Here is a 20,818-nt window from a genome sequence, read left to right on the forward strand (position 1 = left end):
GGCGCTGCCCAGATGGCGGAATTGGTAGACGCGCACGGTTCAGGTCCGTGTGCCGCGAGGCGTGGAGGTTCGAGTCCTCTTCTGGGCACCAAACTGCTGTTTCAGACGGTCCTACAACGTCCAGAAACGATACGAGAAGCCCGGCAATCCGGGCTTTTTCTTTGTCTGGATGTCCGTGGGCGTCCAGCTAGGTTTGTTGGCATCCGAGCGCTTTGTTGGTATTCTCGTTGGCATCGAGGCAAAAACCAACATCGCGAGCTTTCAGGATACCAACAATGCCGCTGACAGATACGTTGATCCGGTCTTTGAAGCCCGCTCGAACACCCACCAAACATAGCGACGGCGGTGGATTGCATGTTCTCGTCTCGGCGCAAGGTTCAAAGCTCTGGCGGCTAGCCTATCGCTGCGACGGAAAACAGAAGACGCTGGCGCTGGGCGCATATCCCGCCGTTTCGCTCGCCGACGCCCGGCAAAAAAGAGACGGCGCAAAGAAGCTGCTGGCGTCGGGCGTCGATCCGGCGCAGCAAGCCAAGACAGACAAGCTACACCGGCTGGCGTCGAGCGCGAGCACCTTCGACGCGGTTGCCGACGAATTCCTCGCTAAGATGGCGCGGGAAAGCAAGGCTGACGCGACGCTGACGAAGAAGCGTTGGCTGATCGGGATTGCCCGCGCCGATCTCGGAAGCCGTCCAATCGCCGAAATCAGCGCGGCCGAAATTCTCGTGCCGCTTCGAAAAGTCGAAGGGCAGGGAAACTATGAAACCGCGCGCCGTCTTCGCGCGACGATCGGGCAGGTGTTCAGATATGCGATAGCAACGTCACGCGCGTCGAACGATCCGACGTTTGGCCTCAAAGGCGCTTTGATTGCGCCAGTTGTGACGCACCGGGCCGCGTTCACTGACAAGGCCGGGTTCGGCGGGTTGCTGCGGGCGATATGGGGCTATGAAGGCACACCGGCGACAAGGGCGGCGCTGCAATTGATGGCGCTGCTTTATCCGCGGCCCGGCGAGTTGAGGCAAGCCGAATGGAGTGAATTCGATTTGGACAAGGGCGTGTGGACCATACCGGCCGCGCGCGCGAAAATGCGGCGGGAGCACAGGAAGCCGCTGCCATCTCAAGCCGTCGAAATAATGCGGGAGTTAAAATCGATGACGGGACATGGACGGCTCGCTTTTCCGTCCGTGCAATCGACGTTGCGCCCGCTTAGCGAAAACACGCTTAACTCGGCGCTGCGCCGGCTGGGCTTCACGAAAGGCGAAGTAACGGCGCATGGTTTCCGCGCCACGGCTTCAACACTTCTAAATGAAAGCGGCAAATGGCTCCCCGACGCCGTCGAGGCGGAATTGGCGCACGTCGGCGCTGACGAAGTTCGCCGCGCCTATCATCGCGCGGCTTACTGGGACGAGCGCGTGAGAATGGCTGGTTGGTGGGCAACGGAAATTGACGCCATGCGGACAAGCGTCACGACCTGATCCAAGAGTCTGTGAATCAGTTAAGGAAGGGGCTGGTTACGCGTCGATTGCAACCGCTAAAATGGCTCCAATCCGAGCGTAATTCAGAATGGAGCCGCAGTGCCAACCTTCAAGCCGCTTTGGGTGACTGATCCGATCCAATATCTACTCCTATGCCGCTTTCCTCACCTCCGCGTCTATGAAGACGCCACAAAAAATCTGCTAGCCAAGATGTCTCTCGCCAAGAAAGCGGAACTATCCGTTGAGGTGACAGCATATCGGGATGAACTGGAAGCCCTAACAGATGTGGAGATCGAGGAACGTGTCGAAGCTGCGCGTCCGATTGAAGATGAGCGCTTGCGCCTACAAGCGATTTCCGACGAGGGGCAGCGCCCGTTTAATCAGCCATACGCCAAAGCAAATTTCGAGCATTGGGCGAAGATGTCTTATTGGAGCATCGACGAAGCGGTAGCCTTGTCCTTGGGCAGAGATCCGAAAGTGGCTTCCTGGAAGGCTGTCGAGAGCGTGTTGTGGACCTCAGCATTTGCAAGAGAGTTCTCCCCTAAGCGCGAAGTAGCCATGCGCGCCCAAACGATGGGCCAGTTGTGGGAGCGGACAAGCCCTTCGACATTTCTGGCATGGGCGGAACGCATGCAATTCTCGATGCCCGCTGAACTGGTTGAGGCCGTCAAGGCGCTGGGCATTCAGATTTGCGATTGGAAGACGCTGTATGAGAAGGCCACAAAAATTGCGGAAGAAGCGCAGGCAAGTGTGCGCGAAAAGCATGCCGCCCACATGGCCTCAATGGCGGATCATTCCCAAGCAATCGATAAGATGCGCAGCCACCAGAACGAGCTCAGCGAAGGCTATCAGAAGCTGTTGGCTAAGGGTGACGAACTGGTCGCCCTGAAGGATGAGCGGATTGAAAGTCTTGAGTCCGGAATTGTCGTACTCGAAGCCAAGCTCGCTTCATCGGATGAACGGCCTCTTGGAACCAGAGAGCGCGACAGCCTTCTAAAGCTAATCATTGGGATGGCGGTCGATGGCTACGGCTATGATCCGAAAGCGGTAAAAAGTCCTATAGCAAAAGAGCTTTCGGATAGTTTGGAAAGGCTGGGCATTTCGCTCAATGACGACACTATCCGAAATTTTCTAAAGCAAGCTAAGGACTTACTGCCCGGTGCCGAATGACTCATGGGTCGTCGCCTGAGAAGCAGACCCTGTGAGCTGCGTGATGTGGGCACATCTCCGGTCCCGGTGCTACTCATGGCTGTTCAAGTCGAGCGCAGGTCGTCCCCCGCGCGGAAGTCCCCAATATCAAACCACAAGGAAATCGTTCGCATCCACTGTCCCTGATATGCCTGTTAGCGTTAGTGTTGCGAACTGCATTTTTGCGCCTGCACCACTCCCATCGGCATCGTAGAACAGACTGCCGTTGTTGGTGTCGTACAGGATGTAATCATTGCCATCGACGGCGGTGCCACCTGCGTTGGAAACGAAAGTGCTGGCGCTCAGCGTTCCCGTCGACGTCAACTGCGAAAAGATCGCATTGTCCAGCCAGATCTTGTCGTTGTTGTTTGCGCCAAAGTCATTGATTGTGTCCACGTTGGTGGTCGCGTCTAGCGTGGTATCAAAGTAAAATGTGTCATCGCCACCACCGCCGGTCAGGCTATCATTCCCAGTTCCGCCATGTATGTGATCATTGTTCGATTGTCCGAAAACGGTGTCGTTACCGGAACCAGCTAGTACCGTATCAGCGGCGCCTTGTGCAAAGATCACGTCGTCGCCGCTCGCGTAACCGCCGCTGACAGTTTCGCCTGCATTTGTACCTGTAATGACGCTGAAGCTTTCGGAGAAAGTGGCTGCGCCCTGGGTGACCTGGACAGTAAGTTCATAGACGCGGTTGTCGTCCAGATTGCTGGCGCTTATCACGCCTGTCGAACTTACTGCGAGGTCTCCAGCGAAGTCCGCTGCCACGCCCCCCGTGAGGGTCGTTGCCGCCAGACCGGTTAAGGAGAATGAGTATGTTGGAGCCCCGCCATCCGGGTCGACGACCGACATTTGACCGAACGGTCCGTTCGGCAAGGAGTTTCCAGGCGCCCCTGTATAGGTGAAGATAAGGTCCGTCGCCGCGTCGTTGACCGGCGTCACCCCAACGGTCACGCTGTGCGAGATGCTGGTATCTGTGCCGTCGCTGACCACGATGTCCACTGTGCGGGGTGTCGTGTTGGGCGTATCGCTAATGTTGTTGTACTGAATGCCCTCCAAGATCGTCTGGTAGGTTGCTAGGATCGCTGTGCCTGTGATGGAAAGAACGCCGGTTGCCTGGACATAGGTCACGGTAAGGCCGGCCGCCGCCGCCAAGGCCATCGCGTTGAGCGACAGCGACTCGACGGTGTTGCCGTCCGGACGCGCCCCCAACGTTGCCGTCAAGGAAGTGATGTTTGCCGAGTCGACATCGCTGATAGTCGCTGACGGCGCGATGACAACGGCTGTCTGCTCGATGAAACTCGCCGTCGCATCATTTCCTGCCGCTCCGCCGTTCAAATCCGCAACCGGCGCGTCGTTGACGCCCGTCACCGTGACGGTCAGCTGGCCGGTGTCGGAGCCGCCAAGCCCGTCGGAGACCGTGTAGGCGACCACCACGTCCGTCGTGGCCCCCGCCGCCAGGTGCTGGTAGGCGGGGTGCGTGGTGTCGAGCGAATAGCTGCCGTTGGCGTTGAAGGTCAGGCCGGCCGGCGCCGGATTGACCAGCGCATAGCTGAGGCTCGCGCCGTCATCGATATCGGTGTCGTTGCCCGCCACCGAGCCGGTGATCAGCGTGTCCTCGTCGCCCGCGTCGGTGTCGTCCACCGCAACCGGCGCGTCGTTGACGCCCGTCACCGTGACGGTCAGCTGGCCGGTGTCGGAGCCGCCAAGCCCGTCGGAGACCGTGTAGGCGACCACCACGTCCGTCGTGGCCCCCGCCGCCAGGTGCTGGTAGGCGGGGTGCGTGGTGTCGAGCGAATAGCTGCCGTTGGCGTTGAAGGTCAGGCCGGCCGGCGCCGGATTGACCAGCGCATAGCTGAGGCTCGCGCCGTCATCGATATCGGTGTCGTTGCCCGCCACCGAGCCGGTGATCAGCGTGTCCTCGTCGCCCGCGTCGGTGTCGTCCACCGCAACCGGCGCGTCGTTGACGCCCGTCACCGTGACGGTCAGCTGGCCGGTGTCGGAGCCGCCAAGCCCGTCGGAGACCGTGTAGGCGACCACCACGTCCGTCGTGGCCCCCGCCGCCAGGTGCTGGTAGGCGGGGTGCGTGGTGTCGAGCGAATAGCTGCCGTTGGCGTTGAAGGTCAGGCCGGCCGGCGCCGGATTGACCAGCGCATAGCTGAGGCTCGCGCCGTCATCGATATCGGTGTCGTTGCCCGCCACCGAGCCGGTGATCAGCGTGTCCTCGTCGCCCGCGTCGGTGTCGTCCACCGCAACCGGCGCGTCGTTGACGCCCGTCACCGTGACGGTCAGCTGGCCGGTGTCGGAGCCGCCAAGCCCGTCGGAGACCGTGTAGGCGACCACCACGTCCGTCGTGGCCCCCGCCGCCAGGTGCTGGTAGGCGGGGTGCGTGGTGTCGAGCGAATAGCTGCCGTTGGCGTTGAAGGTCAGGCCGGCCGGCGCCGGATTGACCAGCGCATAGCTGAGGCTCGCGCCGTCATCGATATCGGTGTCGTTGCCCGCCACCGAGCCGGTGATCAGCGTGTCCTCGTCGCCCGCGTCGGTGTCGTCCACCGCAACCGGCGCGTCGTTGACGCCCGTCACCGTGACGGTCAGCTGGCCGGTGTCGGAGCCGCCAAGCCCGTCGGAGACCGTGTAGGCGACCACCACGTCCGTCGTGGCCCCCGCCGCCAGGTGCTGGTAGGCGGGGTGCGTGGTGTCGAGCGAATAGCTGCCGTTGGCGTTGAAGGTCAGGCCGGCCGGCGCCGGATTGACCAGCGCATAGCTGAGGCTCGCGCCGTCATCGATATCGGTGTCGTTGCCCGCCACCGAGCCGGTGATCAGCGTGTCCTCGTCGCCCGCGTCGGTGTCGTCCACCGCAACCGGCGCGTCGTTGACGCCCGTCACCGTGACGGTCAGCTGGCCGGTGTCGGAGCCGCCAAGCCCGTCGGAGACCGTGTAGGCGACCACCACGTCCGTCGTGGCCCCCGCCGCCAGGTGCTGGTAGGCGGGGTGCGTGGTGTCGAGCGAATAGCTGCCGTTGGCGTTGAAGGTCAGGCCGGCCGGCGCCGGATTGACCAGCGCATAGCTGAGGCTCGCGCCGTCATCGATATCGGTGTCGTTGCCCGCCACCGAGCCGGTGATCAGCGTGTCCTCGTCGCCCGCGTCGGTGTCGTCCACCGCAACCGGCGCGTCGTTGACGCCCGTCACCGTGACGGTCAGCTGGCCGGTGTCGGAGCCGCCAAGCCCGTCGGAGACCGTGTAGGCGACCACCACGTCCGTCGTGGCCCCCGCCGCCAGGTGCTGGTAGGCGGGGTGCGTGGTGTCGAGCGAATAGCTGCCGTTGGCGTTGAAGGTCAGGCCGGCCGGCGCCGGATTGACCAGCGCATAGCTGAGGCTCGCGCCGTCATCGATATCGGTGTCGTTGCCCGCCACCGAGCCGGTGATCAGCGTGTCCTCGTCGCCCGCGTCGGTGTCGTCCACCGCAACCGGCGCGTCGTTGACGCCCGTCACCGTGACGGTCAGCTGGCCGGTGTCGGAGCCGCCAAGCCCGTCGGAGACCGTGTAGGCGACCACCACGTCCGTCGTGGCCCCCGCCGCCAGGTGCTGGTAGGCGGGGTGCGTGGTGTCGAGCGAATAGCTGCCGTTGGCGTTGAAGGTCAGGCCGGCCGGCGCCGGATTGACCAGCGCATAGCTGAGGCTCGCGCCGTCATCGATATCGGTGTCGTTGCCCGCCACCGAGCCGGTGATCAGCGTGTCCTCGTCGCCCGCGTCGGTGTCGTCCACCGCAACCGGCGCGTCGTTGACGCCCGTCACCGTGACGGTCAGCTGGCCGGTGTCGGAGCCGCCAAGCCCGTCGGAGACCGTGTAGGCGACCACCACGTCCGTCGTGGCCCCCGCCGCCAGGTGCTGGTAGGCGGGGTGCGTGGTGTCGAGCGAATAGCTGCCGTTGGCGTTGAAGGTCAGGCCGGCCGGCGCCGGATTGACCAGCGCATAGCTGAGGCTCGCGCCGTCATCGATATCGGTGTCGTTGCCCGCCACCGAGCCGGTGATCAGCGTGTCCTCGTCGCCCGCGTCGGTGTCGTCCACCGCAACCGGCGCGTCGTTGACGCCCGTCACCGTGACGGTCAGCTGGCCGGTGTCGGAGCCGCCAAGCCCGTCGGAGACCGTGTAGGCGACCACCACGTCCGTCGTGGCCCCCGCCGCCAGGTGCTGGTAGGCGGGGTGCGTGGTGTCGAGCGAATAGCTGCCGTTGGCGTTGAAGGTCAGGCCGGCCGGCGCCGGATTGACCAGCGCATAGCTGAGGCTCGCGCCGTCATCGATATCGGTGTCGTTGCCCGCCACCGAGCCGGTGATCAGCGTGTCCTCGTCGCCCGCGTCGGTGTCGTCCACCGCAACCGGCGCGTCGTTGACGCCCGTCACCGTGACGGTCAGCTGGCCGGTGTCGGAGCCGCCAAGCCCGTCGGAGACCGTGTAGGCGACCACCACGTCCGTCGTGGCCCCCGCCGCCAGGTGCTGGTAGGCGGGGTGCGTGGTGTCGAGCGAATAGCTGCCGTTGGCGTTGAAGGTCAGGCCGGCCGGCGCCGGATTGACCAGCGCATAGCTGAGGCTCGCGCCGTCATCGATATCGGTGTCGTTGCCCGCCACCGAGCCGGTGATCAGCGTGTCCTCGTCGCCCGCGTCGGTGTCGTCCACCGCAACCGGCGCGTCGTTGACGCCCGTCACCGTGACGGTCAGCTGGCCGGTGTCGGAGCCGCCAAGCCCGTCGGAGACCGTGTAGGCGACCACCACGTCCGTCGTGGCCCCCGCCGCCAGGTGCTGGTAGGCGGGGTGCGTGGTGTCGAGCGAATAGCTGCCGTTGGCGTTGAAGGTCAGGCCGGCCGGCGCCGGATTGACCAGCGCATAGCTGAGGCTCGCGCCGTCATCGATATCGGTGTCGTTGCCCGCCACCGAGCCGGTGATCAGCGTGTCCTCGTCGCCCGCGTCGGTGTCGTCCACCGCAACCGGCGCGTCGTTGACGCCCGTCACCGTGACGGTCAGCTGGCCGGTGTCGGAGCCGCCAAGCCCGTCGGAGACCGTGTAGGCGACCACCACGTCCGTCGTGGCCCCCGCCGCCAGGTGCTGGTAGGCGGGGTGCGTGGTGTCGAGCGAATAGCTGCCGTTGGCGTTGAAGGTCAGGCCGGCCGGCGCCGGATTGACCAGCGCATAGCTGAGGCTCGCGCCGTCATCGATATCGGTGTCGTTGCCCGCCACCGAGCCGGTGATCAGCGTGTCCTCGTCGCCCGCGTCGGTGTCGTCCACCGCAACCGGCGCGTCGTTGACGCCCGTCACCGTGACGGTCAGCTGGCCGGTGTCGGAGCCGCCAAGCCCGTCGGAGACCGTGTAGGCGACCACCACGTCCGTCGTGGCCCCCGCCGCCAGGTGCTGGTAGGCGGGGTGCGTGGTGTCGAGCGAATAGCTGCCGTTGGCGTTGAAGGTCAGGCCGGCCGGCGCCGGATTGACCAGCGCATAGCTGAGGCTCGCGCCGTCATCGATATCGGTGTCGTTGCCCGCCACCGAGCCGGTGATCAGCGTGTCCTCGTCGCCCGCGTCGGTGTCGTCCACCGCAACCGGCGCGTCGTTGACGCCCGTCACCGTGACGGTCAGCTGGCCGGTGTCGGAGCCGCCAAGCCCGTCGGAGACCGTGTAGGCGACCACCACGTCCGTCGTGGCCCCCGCCGCCAGGTGCTGGTAGGCGGGGTGCGTGGTGTCGAGCGAATAGCTGCCGTTGGCGTTGAAGGTCAGGCCGGCCGGCGCCGGATTGACCAGCGCATAGCTGAGGCTCGCGCCGTCATCGATATCGGTGTCGTTGCCCGCCACCGAGCCGGTGATCAGCGTGTCCTCGTCGCCCGCGTCGGTGTCGTCCACCGCAACCGGCGCGTCGTTGACGCCCGTCACCGTGACGGTCAGCTGGCCGGTGTCGGAGCCGCCAAGCCCGTCGGAGACCGTGTAGGCGACCACCACGTCCGTCGTGGCCCCCGCCGCCAGGTGCTGGTAGGCGGGGTGCGTGGTGTCGAGCGAATAGCTGCCGTTGGCGTTGAAGGTCAGGCCGGCCGGCGCCGGATTGACCAGCGCATAGCTGAGGCTCGCGCCGTCATCGATATCGGTGTCGTTGCCCGCCACCGAGCCGGTGATCAGCGTGTCCTCGTCGCCCGCGTCGGTGTCGTCCACCGCAACCGGCGCGTCGTTGACGCCCGTCACCGTGACGGTCAGCTGGCCGGTGTCGGAGCCGCCAAGCCCGTCGGAGACCGTGTAGGCGACCACCACGTCCGTCGTGGCCCCCGCCGCCAGGTGCTGGTAGGCGGGGTGCGTGGTGTCGAGCGAATAGCTGCCGTTGGCGTTGAAGGTCAGGCCGGCCGGCGCCGGATTGACCAGCGCATAGCTGAGGCTCGCGCCGTCATCGATATCGGTGTCGTTGCCCGCCACCGAGCCGGTGATCAGCGTGTCCTCGTCGCCCGCGTCGGTGTCGTCCACCGCAACCGGCGCGTCGTTGACGCCCGTCACCGTGACGGTCACGGTCTCGGCAGTGGTCGAGCCATGGCCGTCATCTAAAGTGACGGTGTAAGTCTCGGTTACACTCTGTCCTTGGGCCAAATATTGGGCTGCAGCGTTGTTGAGGGTGTAAGTCCAGGCAGTCGTGCCGCCGATCGTGTTCGGTTGTTCAGTAGTGACGAATGTCAGCGAACCGAGAGGTGAGGCGGGGCCACCAGTGATGCTGACCACATGGGTATCGGCGAGATCGTAATCGTCGAACGTAATGTTTCCGGTCGCAGTCAGCGCAGGTCCATCTTCGACAACAGCGCCGGCCTGAACTCCACTCGTGATGGCGACCGGATCATTGTCGCCCAGATTTACCGGAGTTCCATCGACATAGATTGTCAGGTTCTCAACCTTGGACATGTTCAGAACGGTGCTTCCTCCATTCACGGAGAAAGTCACTGTTTCATTCGAGACTTGCCCGTTGCCAACGGACCGAACAGAAAGCCATTTTTGATAGAACGTTGTAAGTGCGGACTGATAGAGCTCGTATTCACTAGCCGTCATGTTGAACACGAGCGTGTCAACTCCAGAGCCTCCGTCGTAGGTGTCGACTGTTTTTAGTCCGGAGATGATGTTTTCAGAGAGCGTGTAAATCAGGGTGTCGCTTCCGGAATCCCCGTTTACAATGTCGCTGCCGGCGCCTCCATCGACCGTATCATCGTCGGCTCCGGCAACTATTCGGTCATTGCCAGCGCCCCCAGAGATGGTGTCGTCGCCAGCTCCGCCGTTGAGCGTTTCACTTGCGCTTGTCCCCACGATCGTATCGTCGCCTGAAACGCCGGTTGCCATTGTTGATCGCCCTATTCCTGGTTCAAATGTTCGTCCACCGAGACAGTTGGTATGCGGCACTTCCCCGATCACGATGGATCGCGGAAAAGAAAGGTGATGGCGAGGTTAAGCAAAATGGTCAGGCAGACCCTTTCGGGGGTCGCCTAGTGAATCGCTGAGCAAAATCTACTGATCTAATGCGCTAGCCAGCGCATTAGAGTCGAACGCAAGATTCTGCTCTGGTTTCGGCCAGTTACCCCACCCCACACTCGTCTAGCCCTTGCTTGGGCATAATCTTTATTGGTTCGCCGGACCGCATTAGGCGAACAGAGTAGGCAATTAGATGTCGGCTCCAAAAATTTGTAAATGAGTAACCATATTAAACTGTGTGGTTAGTTAATATATGCATGAATTCCTACTCTTTTTGCGAGCGTCACGACCATGGTCGCAACGGCCAGTAATTGACCTTAGCAAAGCTCGCCGGCGACATCCCCGCCAGGCAGTCAGCTCAAAGGCGACGAGCGAAGCTATACTCATCTCTGCACCCGTCGTCGCCAGCCAGACAGTCCCGCGCAAGTAGAGCAATCCGCATCAAGCCATCAACCAAGTGTGTCCGCCTGTTACAAACATCTCGATGTTGCCGGGCATTAACCCGAATTCGGTAGGGGCAAAACCGAATTCGGCCACAACGCAAATCAACCTTCATAGAACCGCCTCACACGCAACAGCACAAGGCGGCATCATGTCGAACGTCAATGAACTTCCAGCGGCCGGCTTCATACGGCTGGCATCTATCCTTGCGCCGAATGGGCCGATCCCCGTCAGCAAGTCCACATGGTGGGCGGGCGTCAAAGACGGACGGTTTCCAAAACCGGTCAAGCTCGGTCCGCGCATCACGGCCTGGCGCGTCGATGACATTCGTGCGCTGATCGATCGCGGAGCCGCTTGAGATGGCACGGCACCGGCTCGACCGGCGCAAGGTTAAAATCCATCGCAGCTATACGATCGATGAAGCCGCTCGCACGATCGGTGCGGCCAAGGGAACGGTGCGACGCTGGATCGACAAGGGCCTGCCCGCGATCCGGGATCGCAAGCCCGTCTTGATCCTCGGCCCTGATCTTGCCGATTACATGGCTAGGCAAGCCCGTCCGAAGCGATCTTGTCCGCCGGGCACCTGCTATTGCGTCAAATGCCAGGACGTGCGCCAGCCGGCCGGGGGCATGGCGGAATTCGTGCCGATCAATGCAACGTCGGGCAACCTTCGGGCGCTCTGTCCGGATTGCGGAAACCTGATGCACCGGCGCACCTCGCACGCCCAGCTTGAGGCGATTCGAGGTTTTCTGGACGTGACGATCGTGGAGCCGCTGCCACGCATAGATGATAGCGGCCAACCCTCCGCGAATGATCACTTGCAAAAGGAGCCGAAAACCCATGCGTAAGCACCATCCCGAAAATGAGCGGACGAAGCGGCGTTACTTCGATTTCCTGAAACACGCCAAGCGGCTTGCGGAATCGAGCGTCGATCAGGTGGCGGCGGCGATAGCAGATTTCGAAGCCGCAACCGGGTACCGCGATTTCCGCCAGTTTCGGATCGAATGGGCGCAAAAATACAAACGCCAACTGGCCGAACGAACGAACGTCGAGACGGGAAAGCCGCTGGCCAAGGCGACCATTTCTTCGCGGCTAGCGGCGATGAAGGCGTTCTTCCAATGGCTGGCCGAGCAACCGGGCTTCCGTTCGAAGCTCACCTATTCCGACGCCGAATATTTCAACGCGTCCGCTAATGACGATCGCATAGCCAAAGCGGTGCGCGATAAGCCGGTCGCCAGCATCGAGCAAATCCAACGGGTGCTCGAATCCATGCCGGCCGGAAGCGATATTCAAAAGCGCGACCGGGCGCTGATCGCCTTCACATTTTTGACCGGCGCGCGCGACAACGCGCTTGCCTCGATGTCGCTGAAGCATGTCGATCTCGCCAGGCGAACCGTGTTTCAGGACGCGCGGGACGTGCGGACGAAGAACCGTAAGACGTTCACCACATGGTTCTTTCCGGTGGGCGCCGATGTCGAAGCCATCGTGACGGAATGGATCTCATGGCTGGAAAAGGAAAAGCGATGGGGGCCGGGCGATCCGCTGTTTCCGGCGACCAAGGTGACGCTGGGCCTGAGCGGCGGTTTCGAGAACGGCGGGCTGGACCGCAAGCACTGGAAAAGCGCCGCGGCGATCCGGACGATTTTCAAGACGGCATTCGAGCAAGCGGGCCTGCCCTATTTCAACCCGCACTCGTTCCGGAACACGCTGACCATGCTGGGAGAACGAATTTGTCCTTCGCCGGAGGCCTTTAAGGCGTGGAGCCAGAATCTCGGGCATGAGCATGTCGCGACCACGTTCACTAGTTACGGCGCGGTTCCCGGCCATCGCCAGGCGGAAATCTTCGATCAGCTTCGCTCGCGGCAGACAACCGGCGCGGCGGCGGAGCGACTTGGTCCGCTCGACGCCGACACAATCGCAAAAGCGGTTGTCGCCGCGCTCAGCCGACACGCCGCCTGAGCGGGCCGGACGGTATGACAGTCATTCGCTGTTGCCAGCGGCAGTCACGCCTGATTCTATGCGGTCCGACACGAAGCAGACAAACGGCCGGGTTTGGGAGAATCAATGGTTGAGCAAGCACAGGCCGACGCGTTCTTGAACGCGTTGAGGAAGATGCGCGGTTCGGCCGGCAACGGAAAGCTCCGCCAGGCGCTGAACTGGGATGAAGTGACCTACAATGCGGTCAAGCACGACCTTCTCGCAACCGGCGCGATCGAGGCAGGCCGCGGGCGCGGCGGTTCGGTAGCGCTCGTAGACCGCACCAACCGCGCTATGATCGCAGAGATACTCCGCAAGAACCCACCGCCGGGATTTTCGTCTCCGGGAGAGGCGGAAAATTCAGCCACCGCCGATGAAAAGCTTGCCGATCAGCCGACCTCGCCCAGACGCGGCAGGGCAACACCCGTCAAATCCAATGGCGGCAATCTTGGTTTCGAGGCGGAACTGTTCAAGACGGCCGACAAGCTCCGCGGCAATATGGAGCCGTCGGATTACAAGCACGTCGCGCTCGGGCTGATCTTCCTCAAGCACATCTCCGATAGCTTTGAGGCAAAGCGCGCGGAATTGCTGGCGGACTATCCCGACGGCGCGGAAGACCCCGACGAATACGCAGCCGAAAACGTGTTCTGGGTGCCGAAGGAGGCGCGCTGGTCGCATCTTCGCGCAAGCGCTAGGCAGCTCTCGATCGGCAGGCTGATCGACGAGGCGATGCTGGCGATCGAGAAGCGCAACGAGAGCCTCAAAGGCGTCTTGCCGAAGGACTATGCGCGGCCTGCACTGAACGCGGTGATGCTCGGCGAGTTAATCGATCTGATCTCCGGCATCGCGCTTGGCGCGGAGCGCGGCGAGGCGCGTGACGTGCTCGGCCGCGTCTATGAGTATTTTCTCGGCCAATTCGCCGGCTCGGAAGGCAAGCGCGGCGGCGAATTCTACACGCCACGCTCGGTCGTGCGCGTCATGGTCGAGATGATCGAGCCCTACAAGGGCCGGGTCTACGATCCGTGCTGCGGCTCAGGCGGCATGTTCGTACAGTCGGAGAAGTTCGTCGAGGCGCAAGGCGGTCGGATTGGCGACATCGCCATCTATGGGCAGGAATCGAACTACACGACGTGGCGGCTTTGCAAGATGAACCTCGCTGTGCGCGGCATCGACGCCGACATCAAATGGAACAGCGAGGGCAGCTTCCATAAGGACGAGTTGCGCGACCTAAGGGCCGATTACATCCTCGCCAATCCGCCATTCAACATTTCCGACTGGGGCGGCGATCGGCTGCGCGAGGACGCGCGCTGGCGCTACGGCGCGCCGCCGGCCGGCAATGCCAATTTCGCCTGGGTTCAGCACATCGCGCACCACCTCGCGCCGGCAGGCGTGGCAGGCGTGGTTCTCGCTAACGGCTCGATGTCATCGACGCAGAATGGCGAGGGTGAAATCCGCCGCGCGTTGATAGAGGGCGTAAGCGGCGCGCCGGGCGTGGTTGATTGTATGGTGGCATTGCCGGGCCAGCTGTTCTATTCGACGCAGATTCCCGTCTGCCTGTGGTTCCTCGCGCGCGACCGCTCCAACGGCGTCGCGCGCGACGTGAAGCTGCGCGACCGCCGAAACGAAATCCTTTTCATCGACGCGCGCAAACTTGGCCACATGGTAGACCGCACGCGCAAGGAATTCTCCGACGCCGACATCGATCGGATCACGCGCGCCTATCACGCGTGGCGCGGCGAAGCCGATGCGGGCGCATATGCAGACGTGCCTGGCTTCTGCAAGGCGGCTAGCCTGGAGAATATCAAAAGGCACGGCTACGTGCTGACGCCAGGCCGCTATGTTGGCGCGGCAGACGTGGAGGATAACAAATTACCGTTCCCCGAACGGCTTTCTACGCTGCAAGTCATGCTCGAAGAACAATTCGCACAAGCTGATAAACTAACGGAGACGATCCGAATCAGGCTTGCCGGAGTGCGGGTCGATGGCTGAATGGAAGACCGAACCTCTGGACGACTGCCTTGAGACCCTGCTTGACTACCGTGGGAAGAGCCCGCCTAAGTCGAACGCAGGCATTCCAGTGCTATCCGCCAAGGTGGTTAAGACGACCGGTCTTCTCCGGCCAATTCAACAAATGATATCCCGGAACTATTATCCAACTTGGATGGTCCGGGGGCTCCCACGCCCCGGCGACGTTGTGATGACGACGGAAGCGCCAATGGGAGAGGTCATTCAGCTTGACAACGAAACGGCCCAGTTTGCGCTGGGGCAGCGCATCGTTTGTATGCGCGGCAAGGCCGAGAAGCTGGATAACACGTTCCTCCGCTATTTGCTAACGTCACCAATGCAACAAGGCATTTTGGCGAGCTATGCCACCGGAACAACTGTCTTGGGGATTAGCCAAAAGGCACTGCGCTCGGTGCCGATTACGTTCCCGGTTTTTGCCGATCAGCAACGGATCGGTATGCTACTTGGTGCGCTCGACGACAAGATCGAGTTGAACCGGCGGATGAACGAGACGCTGGAGGCGATAGCGCGGGAGATCTTCAAGGATTGGTTTGTCGACTTCGGTCCGACCCGCGCCAAGATCGAAGGCCGCGACCCTTATCTCGCGCCTGAGGTTTGGTCGCTTTTCCCGGATCGGCTCGATGACGAGGAAAAACCAATAGGGTGGACTTCGGCGTCTCTCGGCGCGTGTTGCTCTACCATTTTCAGTGGTGGCACACCCTCAACTACTGAAAAGACCTACTGGGGCGGTGGGATCGCATGGCTTTCATCCGGTGAAACACGAAATCTGGTAGTTACAGAAACCGACCGAACCATAACGGCAGCAGGCGTCGAAAATTCGTCCACCAGACGTGCTTCCGCGCTGAGCACGGTAATCGCTAGTGCGGGACAAGGAAATACACGCGGACAAGCATCCTTGATTGCAGAGCAGATGTATATTAACCAGTCTGTTATCGCGATGTCTGCGAATCCGGCAGTCACTACTGATTTTTTGTTGTTTTTGGATGTAAGCCGTCGTTACGATGAGCTTCGTCAGATGTCCGATAGCAATAGCTCTCGCGGCAGTCTAACCACAAAGATTGTCTCCTCTCTTAAAACCGTAATTCCACCCCGAAGCATTGTAAGGAGTGGCAACGAAGTTATTCGACCAATTTTCGAACAGATCATTTCTAACCAAAGAGAAAGTCGAATTCTCGCTGCTACCCGCGACCTACTCCTGCCAAAGCTCATGTCCGGTGAGGTTCGCGTCAAGGAAGCTGAGACAATCGTCGGGAAGGGGGCATGAGCGCTGACTGGTATCCGGGCATACGGGCGTTCTGCACGCATTGGAAACACGCGCCGATGCTGCAACAGACTTTCGAGACATTGGAGCGCGAGTTTGTCGACGAGAACGACGCGTGCATCGACGCCGCGAAAGGCTTCGTCGAATGCGCTTGCCGCCTACTGATCCAGGAACTGGATGATCCGATCAACCCAATCGCCACTTGGCCCGACAGCCCGATCAAGGGCGCGCATCCCAGTTTCAACAATTGGGTGTCGGCAGCTTTCCGGCTGATGGCGCTTGTCGAGAGCCGCGACGACCCGTTCAGCAAGATCATTTCGCAGCACTACAGCCTGACCGAGGCTCTCGGAAGATTCCGCGACATCGCCGGCACGATCAGCCACGGCAAGAATGGCCTCAGCCAGAAGCTCTCGGTCCATCATAGACGCGCCGCGCTCCTAGCGGCCGACGCGATCGTGACGTTCCTGCATCAGGGCTATCTCGAAAGGGAGCCCGATCCGGTCCGGACTTTCGAGCCTTACGAACGCTTCGAAGCATCAAACGCACTGATCGAGAAGCACGTTGCATTCGACGCCGAAGCCGACGAGGAAGGTAATTTGAGCGTGCGCGTCTATCTGCCAGGCGGAGAAGAGATTGCGCTCGCAATCGAAGCGTCGCGCCTTTTGTTCGGTGTCGACCGCGAAGCCTACAAAACCGCTCTCAATGCTTGCCGCGAGGCGGAAAAGGCAGCACTTTCCGGTTCGTTGTTCCGCGAGGCAGGGTCATGACCAGAGCAGACCTAGAGGGAGCTTGACATGCCGTTCATCGCAAAGAGCGCTCCGGCTAGCCCTGACGCTGACGACATTATGACGATCCGTGAAAGAGGCATGTATGGCGGTGATGCTATTAGCGCAGGCGATACGATCTTTCTGTGGAGTTCAGAAACACGAGGCGGCAACGGTCTGTGGGCGCGGGCAACCGTCCTGCGGCGGCTGCCAGAAAGCGGACGTATCGCGATCGTGGCCCGGGTGGACCGGGTCCGGCCGGAAGCAAGGCTGATGGTCGAGCACCTGGAGCCCTACCGCGACTCCCGCGGCGCGAATCCGATGATCGGCCTGTCCCGGAAGCTGTATGGGCACGCTCACAACAAGATCGCCGCGCTCGACGATGATGAGGCCGCGTTTCTCGACAGCTATTTCGGTGCGTGAGATGCGATAACGGGCGCGGGGAACTGGACTATGGCCTTCCTCTCTGAAGCTGCGCTGGAAACGACCGTGCTCGATCAGCTCGGATCGCTCGGTTACGCCCTTGCGACCGATGCCTTGATCGGCCCGGACGGCCGCAATCCCGAACGCGACGCCTATGCCGACGTGATCCTGGTGCGGCGGCTGACCGTCGCGATCGAACGGTTGAATCCGACGATCCCGGCGGAAGCGCGCGACGACGCGCTGCGCAAGGTGCTGGCGACCGAAATGCCGTCGCTGGTCGAGGAGAACCGGCGGCTGCATAGGCTGGTGGTCGAAGGCGTGGATGTCGAGTTCTATACGGAAGACGGGACGATCCGTGGCGACAAGGTGCGGTTGGTCGATTTCGACGACATCGCCGCCAATGACTGGCTAGCAACGGGGCAGTTTCCCGTAGTAGACGGACGAACCAACCGAAGGCCTGACATCGTCGTCTTCATCAATGGCCTTCCGATCGGCGTGATCGAACTGAAAGCGCCCGGCAGCGAACATGCGACGCTTGCCGGCGCGCACAACCAGCTCCAGACTTACAAGGCACAAATAGCCTCGCTGTTCCGCACAAATGCGGTGCTGGTGACGTCCGACGGACTGACGGCGCGGGTCGGTTCGCTTACCGCCGACCAGGAACGCTTCATGCCCTGGCGAACCACCGATGGCGCGATGGTCGCCGCGAAAGGCCAGCCGGAACTTTCCGTGCTGATCGAGGGAGTTTTCGACCGCCAGCGGCTCCTCGACCTGTTGCGGGATTTCACCGTCTTCGGAGAGACTGGTTCCGGCCTCGCAAAGATTATTGCGGGGTATCACCAGTTCCACGCCGTCGGCCGCGCTGTGAGGTCGACCTTGCGGGCGCTGGCGCTCAACCGGGGCGACGATAGCGCATCCTATTCGCCGGGGATGCGGGAAAACCCGGTTTCCTATGGGCTGCCCGGCGTCGCCGGCTACGGCAAGGGCGACAAGCGCATCGGCGTCATCTGGCATACGCAAGGCTCTGGCAAGAGCCTGCTTATGGCGTTCTACGCCGGCCAGCTCGTCCGGCATCCCGAAATGGAAAACCCGACGATCGTCGTCATCACCGACCGCAACGACCTCGACGACCAGCTTTTCGGCACGTTCGCCATGTGCCGCGACCTCATCCGTCAGACGCCGATCCAGACCGACAGCCGCGAGGACCTCAAGAGGGAACTGGCGCGCGCGTCCGGCGGCGTGATCTTCACGACGATCCAGAAGTTTTCGCCCGCGACCGGGGAAGCGGTGTTTCCGATGCTGTCGGACCGGCGCAACGTCGTTGTGATCGCTGACGAGGCGCATCGCAGCCAGTACGGCTTTGGCGCGAAGATCGAGCGCAAGACCGGGGTTATCGCCTACGGATTCGCCAAATATTTGCGCGACGCGCTGCCCAACGCTTCCTTCATCGGCTTCACAGGAACGCCGATCGAGAAAGACGATACCAACACGGCGGCCGTGTTCGGCGACTATATCGATATCTACGATATCAGCCGCGCGGTCGAGGACGGCGCGACCGTGCCGATCTACTATGAAAGCCGGCTGGCGCGGATCGAACTGCCTGAAGACGAGAAGCCGGCGATCGACGCTGAGATCGAGGAACTGACCGAAGACGAGGCGATCACCGAGCAGGAACGCATCAAGCGCAAATGGGCGACAATCGAGGCGCTGGTCGGCTCGAAGAAGCGCCTCCAGATGATCGCCGCCGATCTCGTCCGACACTTCGAAGCGCGTTCGGCTGCGCTCGATGGCAAGGGCATGATCGTGTGCATGAGCCGGCGCATCTGCGTCGCTCTCTACCAGGAAATCGCGGCGCTCCGGCCGGACTGGCACAACGGCAACGACGAGGCCGGCGCGATCAAGGTCGTTATGACCGGTTCGGCATCCGACCCGCAGGATTGGCAGCCGCATATCGGAACGAAAGGTCGCCGCGACTTGCTGGCCAAGCGAGCAAAGGACGCCAACGACCCGCTGAAGCTCGTCATCGTGCGCGATATGTGGCTGACCGGTTTTGACGCGCCGTCGATGCACACGATGTATGTCGACAAGCCTATGAAGGGTCATGGACTGATGCAGGCGATCGCCCGCGTTAACCGCGTGTTCCGCGACAAGCCGGCTGGTCTTGTCGTCGACTACATCGGCATCGGCGACAATCTCAAGAAGGCGCTCCAACAATATTCCGGCGCGGACCAGCGCCAGGCCGGCATCGACGAAGCGGAAGCGGTCGCCGCGCTGCTGGAGGCCTATGAAGTGGTCAAGACCATGTTCCATGGCTTTGACTATGCGCGCGGGCTCGCCGGGACGGATCACCAACGTCTAGTCGTGCTTGCCGAAGCAATCGAATGGACCCTAATCCGCCAGCACGAAGCGGCGGCAAGAGAGACGACCGAGGATGGCAAACGGCGCGAGAACCGCCGCTATCAGGATTCGGTACTAGCCTTGTCGAAGGCGTTCGCGCTCGCCTCGGCCAGCGACGAGGCCCGAGCCGTACGCGACGAAGTCGGCTTCTTCCAAGCGGTGCGCGCGGCGCTCGTGAAATCGGCTGACAATGGCGTCCGCTCCGGTGTCGATCGCGAGTTCGCCATTCAGCAAATCCTCGATCGGGCCGTCGTCTCCACGGAGATCGTCGACATCCTCGCCGCCGCCGGGATCAAGACGCCTGACATCTCGATCCTTTCGGACGAGTTTCTCGCCGAGATTCAGGCATTGGAGAAAAAGAACCTTGCGCTCGAAGCGCTCCGAAAACTACTCAGCGGCGAAATTCGTTCGCGCAGCAAGACCAACATCGTCGAAACGAAGCGGTTTTCCGAGCGTCTCGAAGACGCGATCGCGCGCTACCACACCAATGCGATCAGCACCGTTGAGGTGATCCAGCGACTGATCGAACTTGCCAAGGATGTCCGCGCTGCGCTTCGGCGGGGCGAGGACGAGGGGCTGACGCAGGACGAGATCGCGTTCTATGACGCGCTGGCCGAAAACGAGAGCGCCGTGGACGTATTGGGAAACAATTCCCTTAAGGTTATCGCCCACGAACTGCTTGAAAGCCTCAAAGGCAACGTCACCGTCGACTGGTCGCACCGGGAAAGTGCGCGGGCGCGCATGCGTGTGCTTGTCAAACGCATCCTTCGCAGACATGGCTATCCGCCAGACCTGCAAGACGCAGCTGTGCAGACTGTCCTGAGACAGGCGGAGGCTTTGTCGGCGAGTTGGGCTTCCTAAAATGCCGAATATTCTTGTCGTGGTGCGGCGCCTCGTCGCATGGGATAATCTTAGCGTCGAGACTGTGTCACAGGCGGGTGACATTTGAGAATGTTGGTATATTTGTTGGTATTCCAAAACCCGCATCGACTTTTACGATTTATAAACAATAGTTTAACCTCCGTCTTCGACGCCTCTTCTGGCACCATTCCAGTTAAGATTCTAGACCGTTTAGTATGGTCCAGAAGCACAGCAAAAAGCCCAGCCTACCGGGCTTTTTTTGTGGTCCGTTGGCGTCCGATGCTGCTTGCCGATATCCCGCTCAGGAACTTTATCGTGTCGGTCGAGCGGACAGCTTCCTCCCGCCACGTCCAGTCGTCGATCGTGTCAACGCCGAACCCGGCTGCAAACCGGTAATTGTCCGAGCCTTCACCCCGTCCAGCGTGATCGTTGCCGGGACCTCCCGTCGGCGCTGGATTTCAGCATTGTTGTCATAATATTCCTATCTCTGCTATTGAGGCTTGGGGTTTTGGATAAGGCGGACATTGTCCACC

Annotated in this window: 11 protein-coding genes, 1 tRNA gene and 1 pseudogene; 11 read left to right on the top strand and 2 right to left on the bottom strand. The window is 61.7% G+C overall.

The genetic code is table 11. The annotated features are described in order from the left end of the window. Positions 1-6 precede the first annotated feature (6 nt). The 3 genes from ACG873_RS24740 to ACG873_RS24750 all read left to right on the top strand — a co-directional run bounded on the left by ACG873_RS24740 (position 7) and on the right by ACG873_RS24750 (position 2,642). Positions 7-91, top strand: a tRNA-Leu gene (locus tag ACG873_RS24740). Positions 92-275: 184 nt separating this feature from the next. Further along, entirely contained in the window at positions 276-1,472 is a 1,197-nt protein-coding gene (locus ACG873_RS24745; protein ID WP_394888437.1) for a tyrosine-type recombinase/integrase, read from the top strand. 99 nt (positions 1,473-1,571) lie between these two features. Next, positions 1,572-2,642 carry a hypothetical protein gene (locus tag ACG873_RS24750; protein WP_394888438.1) on the top strand — a complete coding sequence of 357 codons (1,071 nt, stop codon included), beginning with the start codon at positions 1,572-1,574 and terminating at the stop codon, positions 2,640-2,642. 126 nt (positions 2,643-2,768) lie between these two features. Here ACG873_RS24750 and ACG873_RS24755 read toward each other — a convergent pair whose 3' ends face one another. Together ACG873_RS24755 and ACG873_RS24760 are read right to left on the bottom strand one after the other, a co-directional pair. Further along, positions 2,769-9,578: a beta strand repeat-containing protein gene (locus ACG873_RS24755; protein WP_394893684.1), complete on the bottom strand. Its 6,810-nt coding sequence runs from the start codon at positions 9,576-9,578 to the stop codon at positions 2,769-2,771. A 282-nt stretch (positions 9,579-9,860) separates the two neighbouring features. Then, positions 9,861-10,007: pseudogene (locus ACG873_RS24760) on the bottom strand (hypothetical protein); the annotation flags it as partial. A gap of 721 nt (positions 10,008-10,728) precedes the next feature. On the opposite strand from ACG873_RS24760, the gene ACG873_RS24765 reads away from it, so the two are divergent. The 8 genes from ACG873_RS24765 (at position 10,729) to ACG873_RS24800 (ending at position 20,285) form a co-directional block, all read left to right on the top strand. Continuing rightward, positions 10,729-10,935 carry a helix-turn-helix transcriptional regulator gene (locus ACG873_RS24765; protein ID WP_394888439.1) on the top strand — a complete coding sequence of 69 codons (207 nt, stop codon included), beginning with the start codon at positions 10,729-10,731 and terminating at the stop codon, positions 10,933-10,935. A gap of 1 nt (position 10,936) precedes the next feature. Further along, a complete protein-coding gene (locus tag ACG873_RS24770) occupies positions 10,937-11,425 on the top strand; it encodes a helix-turn-helix domain-containing protein (RefSeq protein WP_394888440.1) in 489 nt (162 codons plus the stop codon). After that, the gene (locus ACG873_RS24775) at positions 11,418-12,536 is read left to right on the top strand and encodes a tyrosine-type recombinase/integrase (protein WP_394888441.1); all 1,119 of its coding nucleotides are present in this window, start codon (positions 11,418-11,420) and stop codon (positions 12,534-12,536) included. The genes ACG873_RS24770 and ACG873_RS24775 overlap by 8 nt, the downstream gene beginning before the upstream one ends. A 105-nt stretch (positions 12,537-12,641) precedes the next feature. Next, the gene (locus ACG873_RS24780) at positions 12,642-14,543 is read left to right on the top strand and encodes a type I restriction-modification system subunit M (protein WP_394888442.1); all 1,902 of its coding nucleotides are present in this window, start codon (positions 12,642-12,644) and stop codon (positions 14,541-14,543) included. Continuing rightward, the gene (locus tag ACG873_RS24785) at positions 14,536-15,843 is read left to right on the top strand and encodes a restriction endonuclease subunit S (RefSeq protein ID WP_394888443.1); all 1,308 of its coding nucleotides are present in this window, start codon (positions 14,536-14,538) and stop codon (positions 15,841-15,843) included. Before ACG873_RS24780 ends, ACG873_RS24785 begins: the two co-directional genes overlap by 8 nt. Continuing rightward, positions 15,840-16,607: an abortive infection family protein gene (locus ACG873_RS24790; RefSeq protein ID WP_394888444.1), complete on the top strand. Its 768-nt coding sequence runs from the start codon at positions 15,840-15,842 to the stop codon at positions 16,605-16,607. The genes ACG873_RS24785 and ACG873_RS24790 overlap by 4 nt, the downstream gene beginning before the upstream one ends. Positions 16,608-16,634: 27 nt before the next feature. Then, positions 16,635-17,027 (top strand): hypothetical protein, encoded by a 393-nt coding sequence (locus tag ACG873_RS24795; protein WP_394888445.1) that lies wholly within the window; start codon positions 16,635-16,637, stop codon positions 17,025-17,027. Positions 17,028-17,057: 30 nt separating this feature from the next. Next, positions 17,058-20,285 (top strand): type I restriction endonuclease subunit R, encoded by a 3,228-nt coding sequence (locus tag ACG873_RS24800; RefSeq protein ID WP_394888446.1) that lies wholly within the window; start codon positions 17,058-17,060, stop codon positions 20,283-20,285. The last annotated feature ends 533 nt before the right edge of the window (positions 20,286-20,818 follow it).

The organism is Allomesorhizobium aridi (assembly GCF_043769475.1).
Lineage (GTDB): Bacteria > Pseudomonadota > Alphaproteobacteria > Rhizobiales > Rhizobiaceae > Allomesorhizobium.

Bases quoted from the DNA above. Each gene is read 5' to 3' on its own strand.
- ACG873_RS24745 (WP_394888437.1), top strand. From the start codon at position 276: ATGCCGCTGACAGATACGTTGATCCGGTCTTTGAAGCCCGCTCGAACA.
- ACG873_RS24755 (WP_394893684.1), bottom strand. From the start codon at position 9,578: ATGTCCAAGGTTGAGAACCTGACAATCTATGTCGATGGAACTCCGGTA.
- ACG873_RS24765 (WP_394888439.1), top strand. From the start codon at position 10,729: ATGTCGAACGTCAATGAACTTCCAGCGGCCGGCTTCATACGGCTGGCA.
- ACG873_RS24770 (WP_394888440.1), top strand. From the start codon at position 10,937: ATGGCACGGCACCGGCTCGACCGGCGCAAGGTTAAAATCCATCGCAGC.
- ACG873_RS24775 (WP_394888441.1), top strand. From the start codon at position 11,418: ATGCGTAAGCACCATCCCGAAAATGAGCGGACGAAGCGGCGTTACTTC.
- ACG873_RS24780 (WP_394888442.1), top strand. From the start codon at position 12,642: ATGGTTGAGCAAGCACAGGCCGACGCGTTCTTGAACGCGTTGAGGAAG.
- ACG873_RS24785 (WP_394888443.1), top strand. From the start codon at position 14,536: ATGGCTGAATGGAAGACCGAACCTCTGGACGACTGCCTTGAGACCCTG.
- ACG873_RS24790 (WP_394888444.1), top strand. From the start codon at position 15,840: ATGAGCGCTGACTGGTATCCGGGCATACGGGCGTTCTGCACGCATTGG.
- ACG873_RS24795 (WP_394888445.1), top strand. From the start codon at position 16,635: ATGCCGTTCATCGCAAAGAGCGCTCCGGCTAGCCCTGACGCTGACGAC.
- ACG873_RS24800 (WP_394888446.1), top strand. From the start codon at position 17,058: ATGGCCTTCCTCTCTGAAGCTGCGCTGGAAACGACCGTGCTCGATCAG.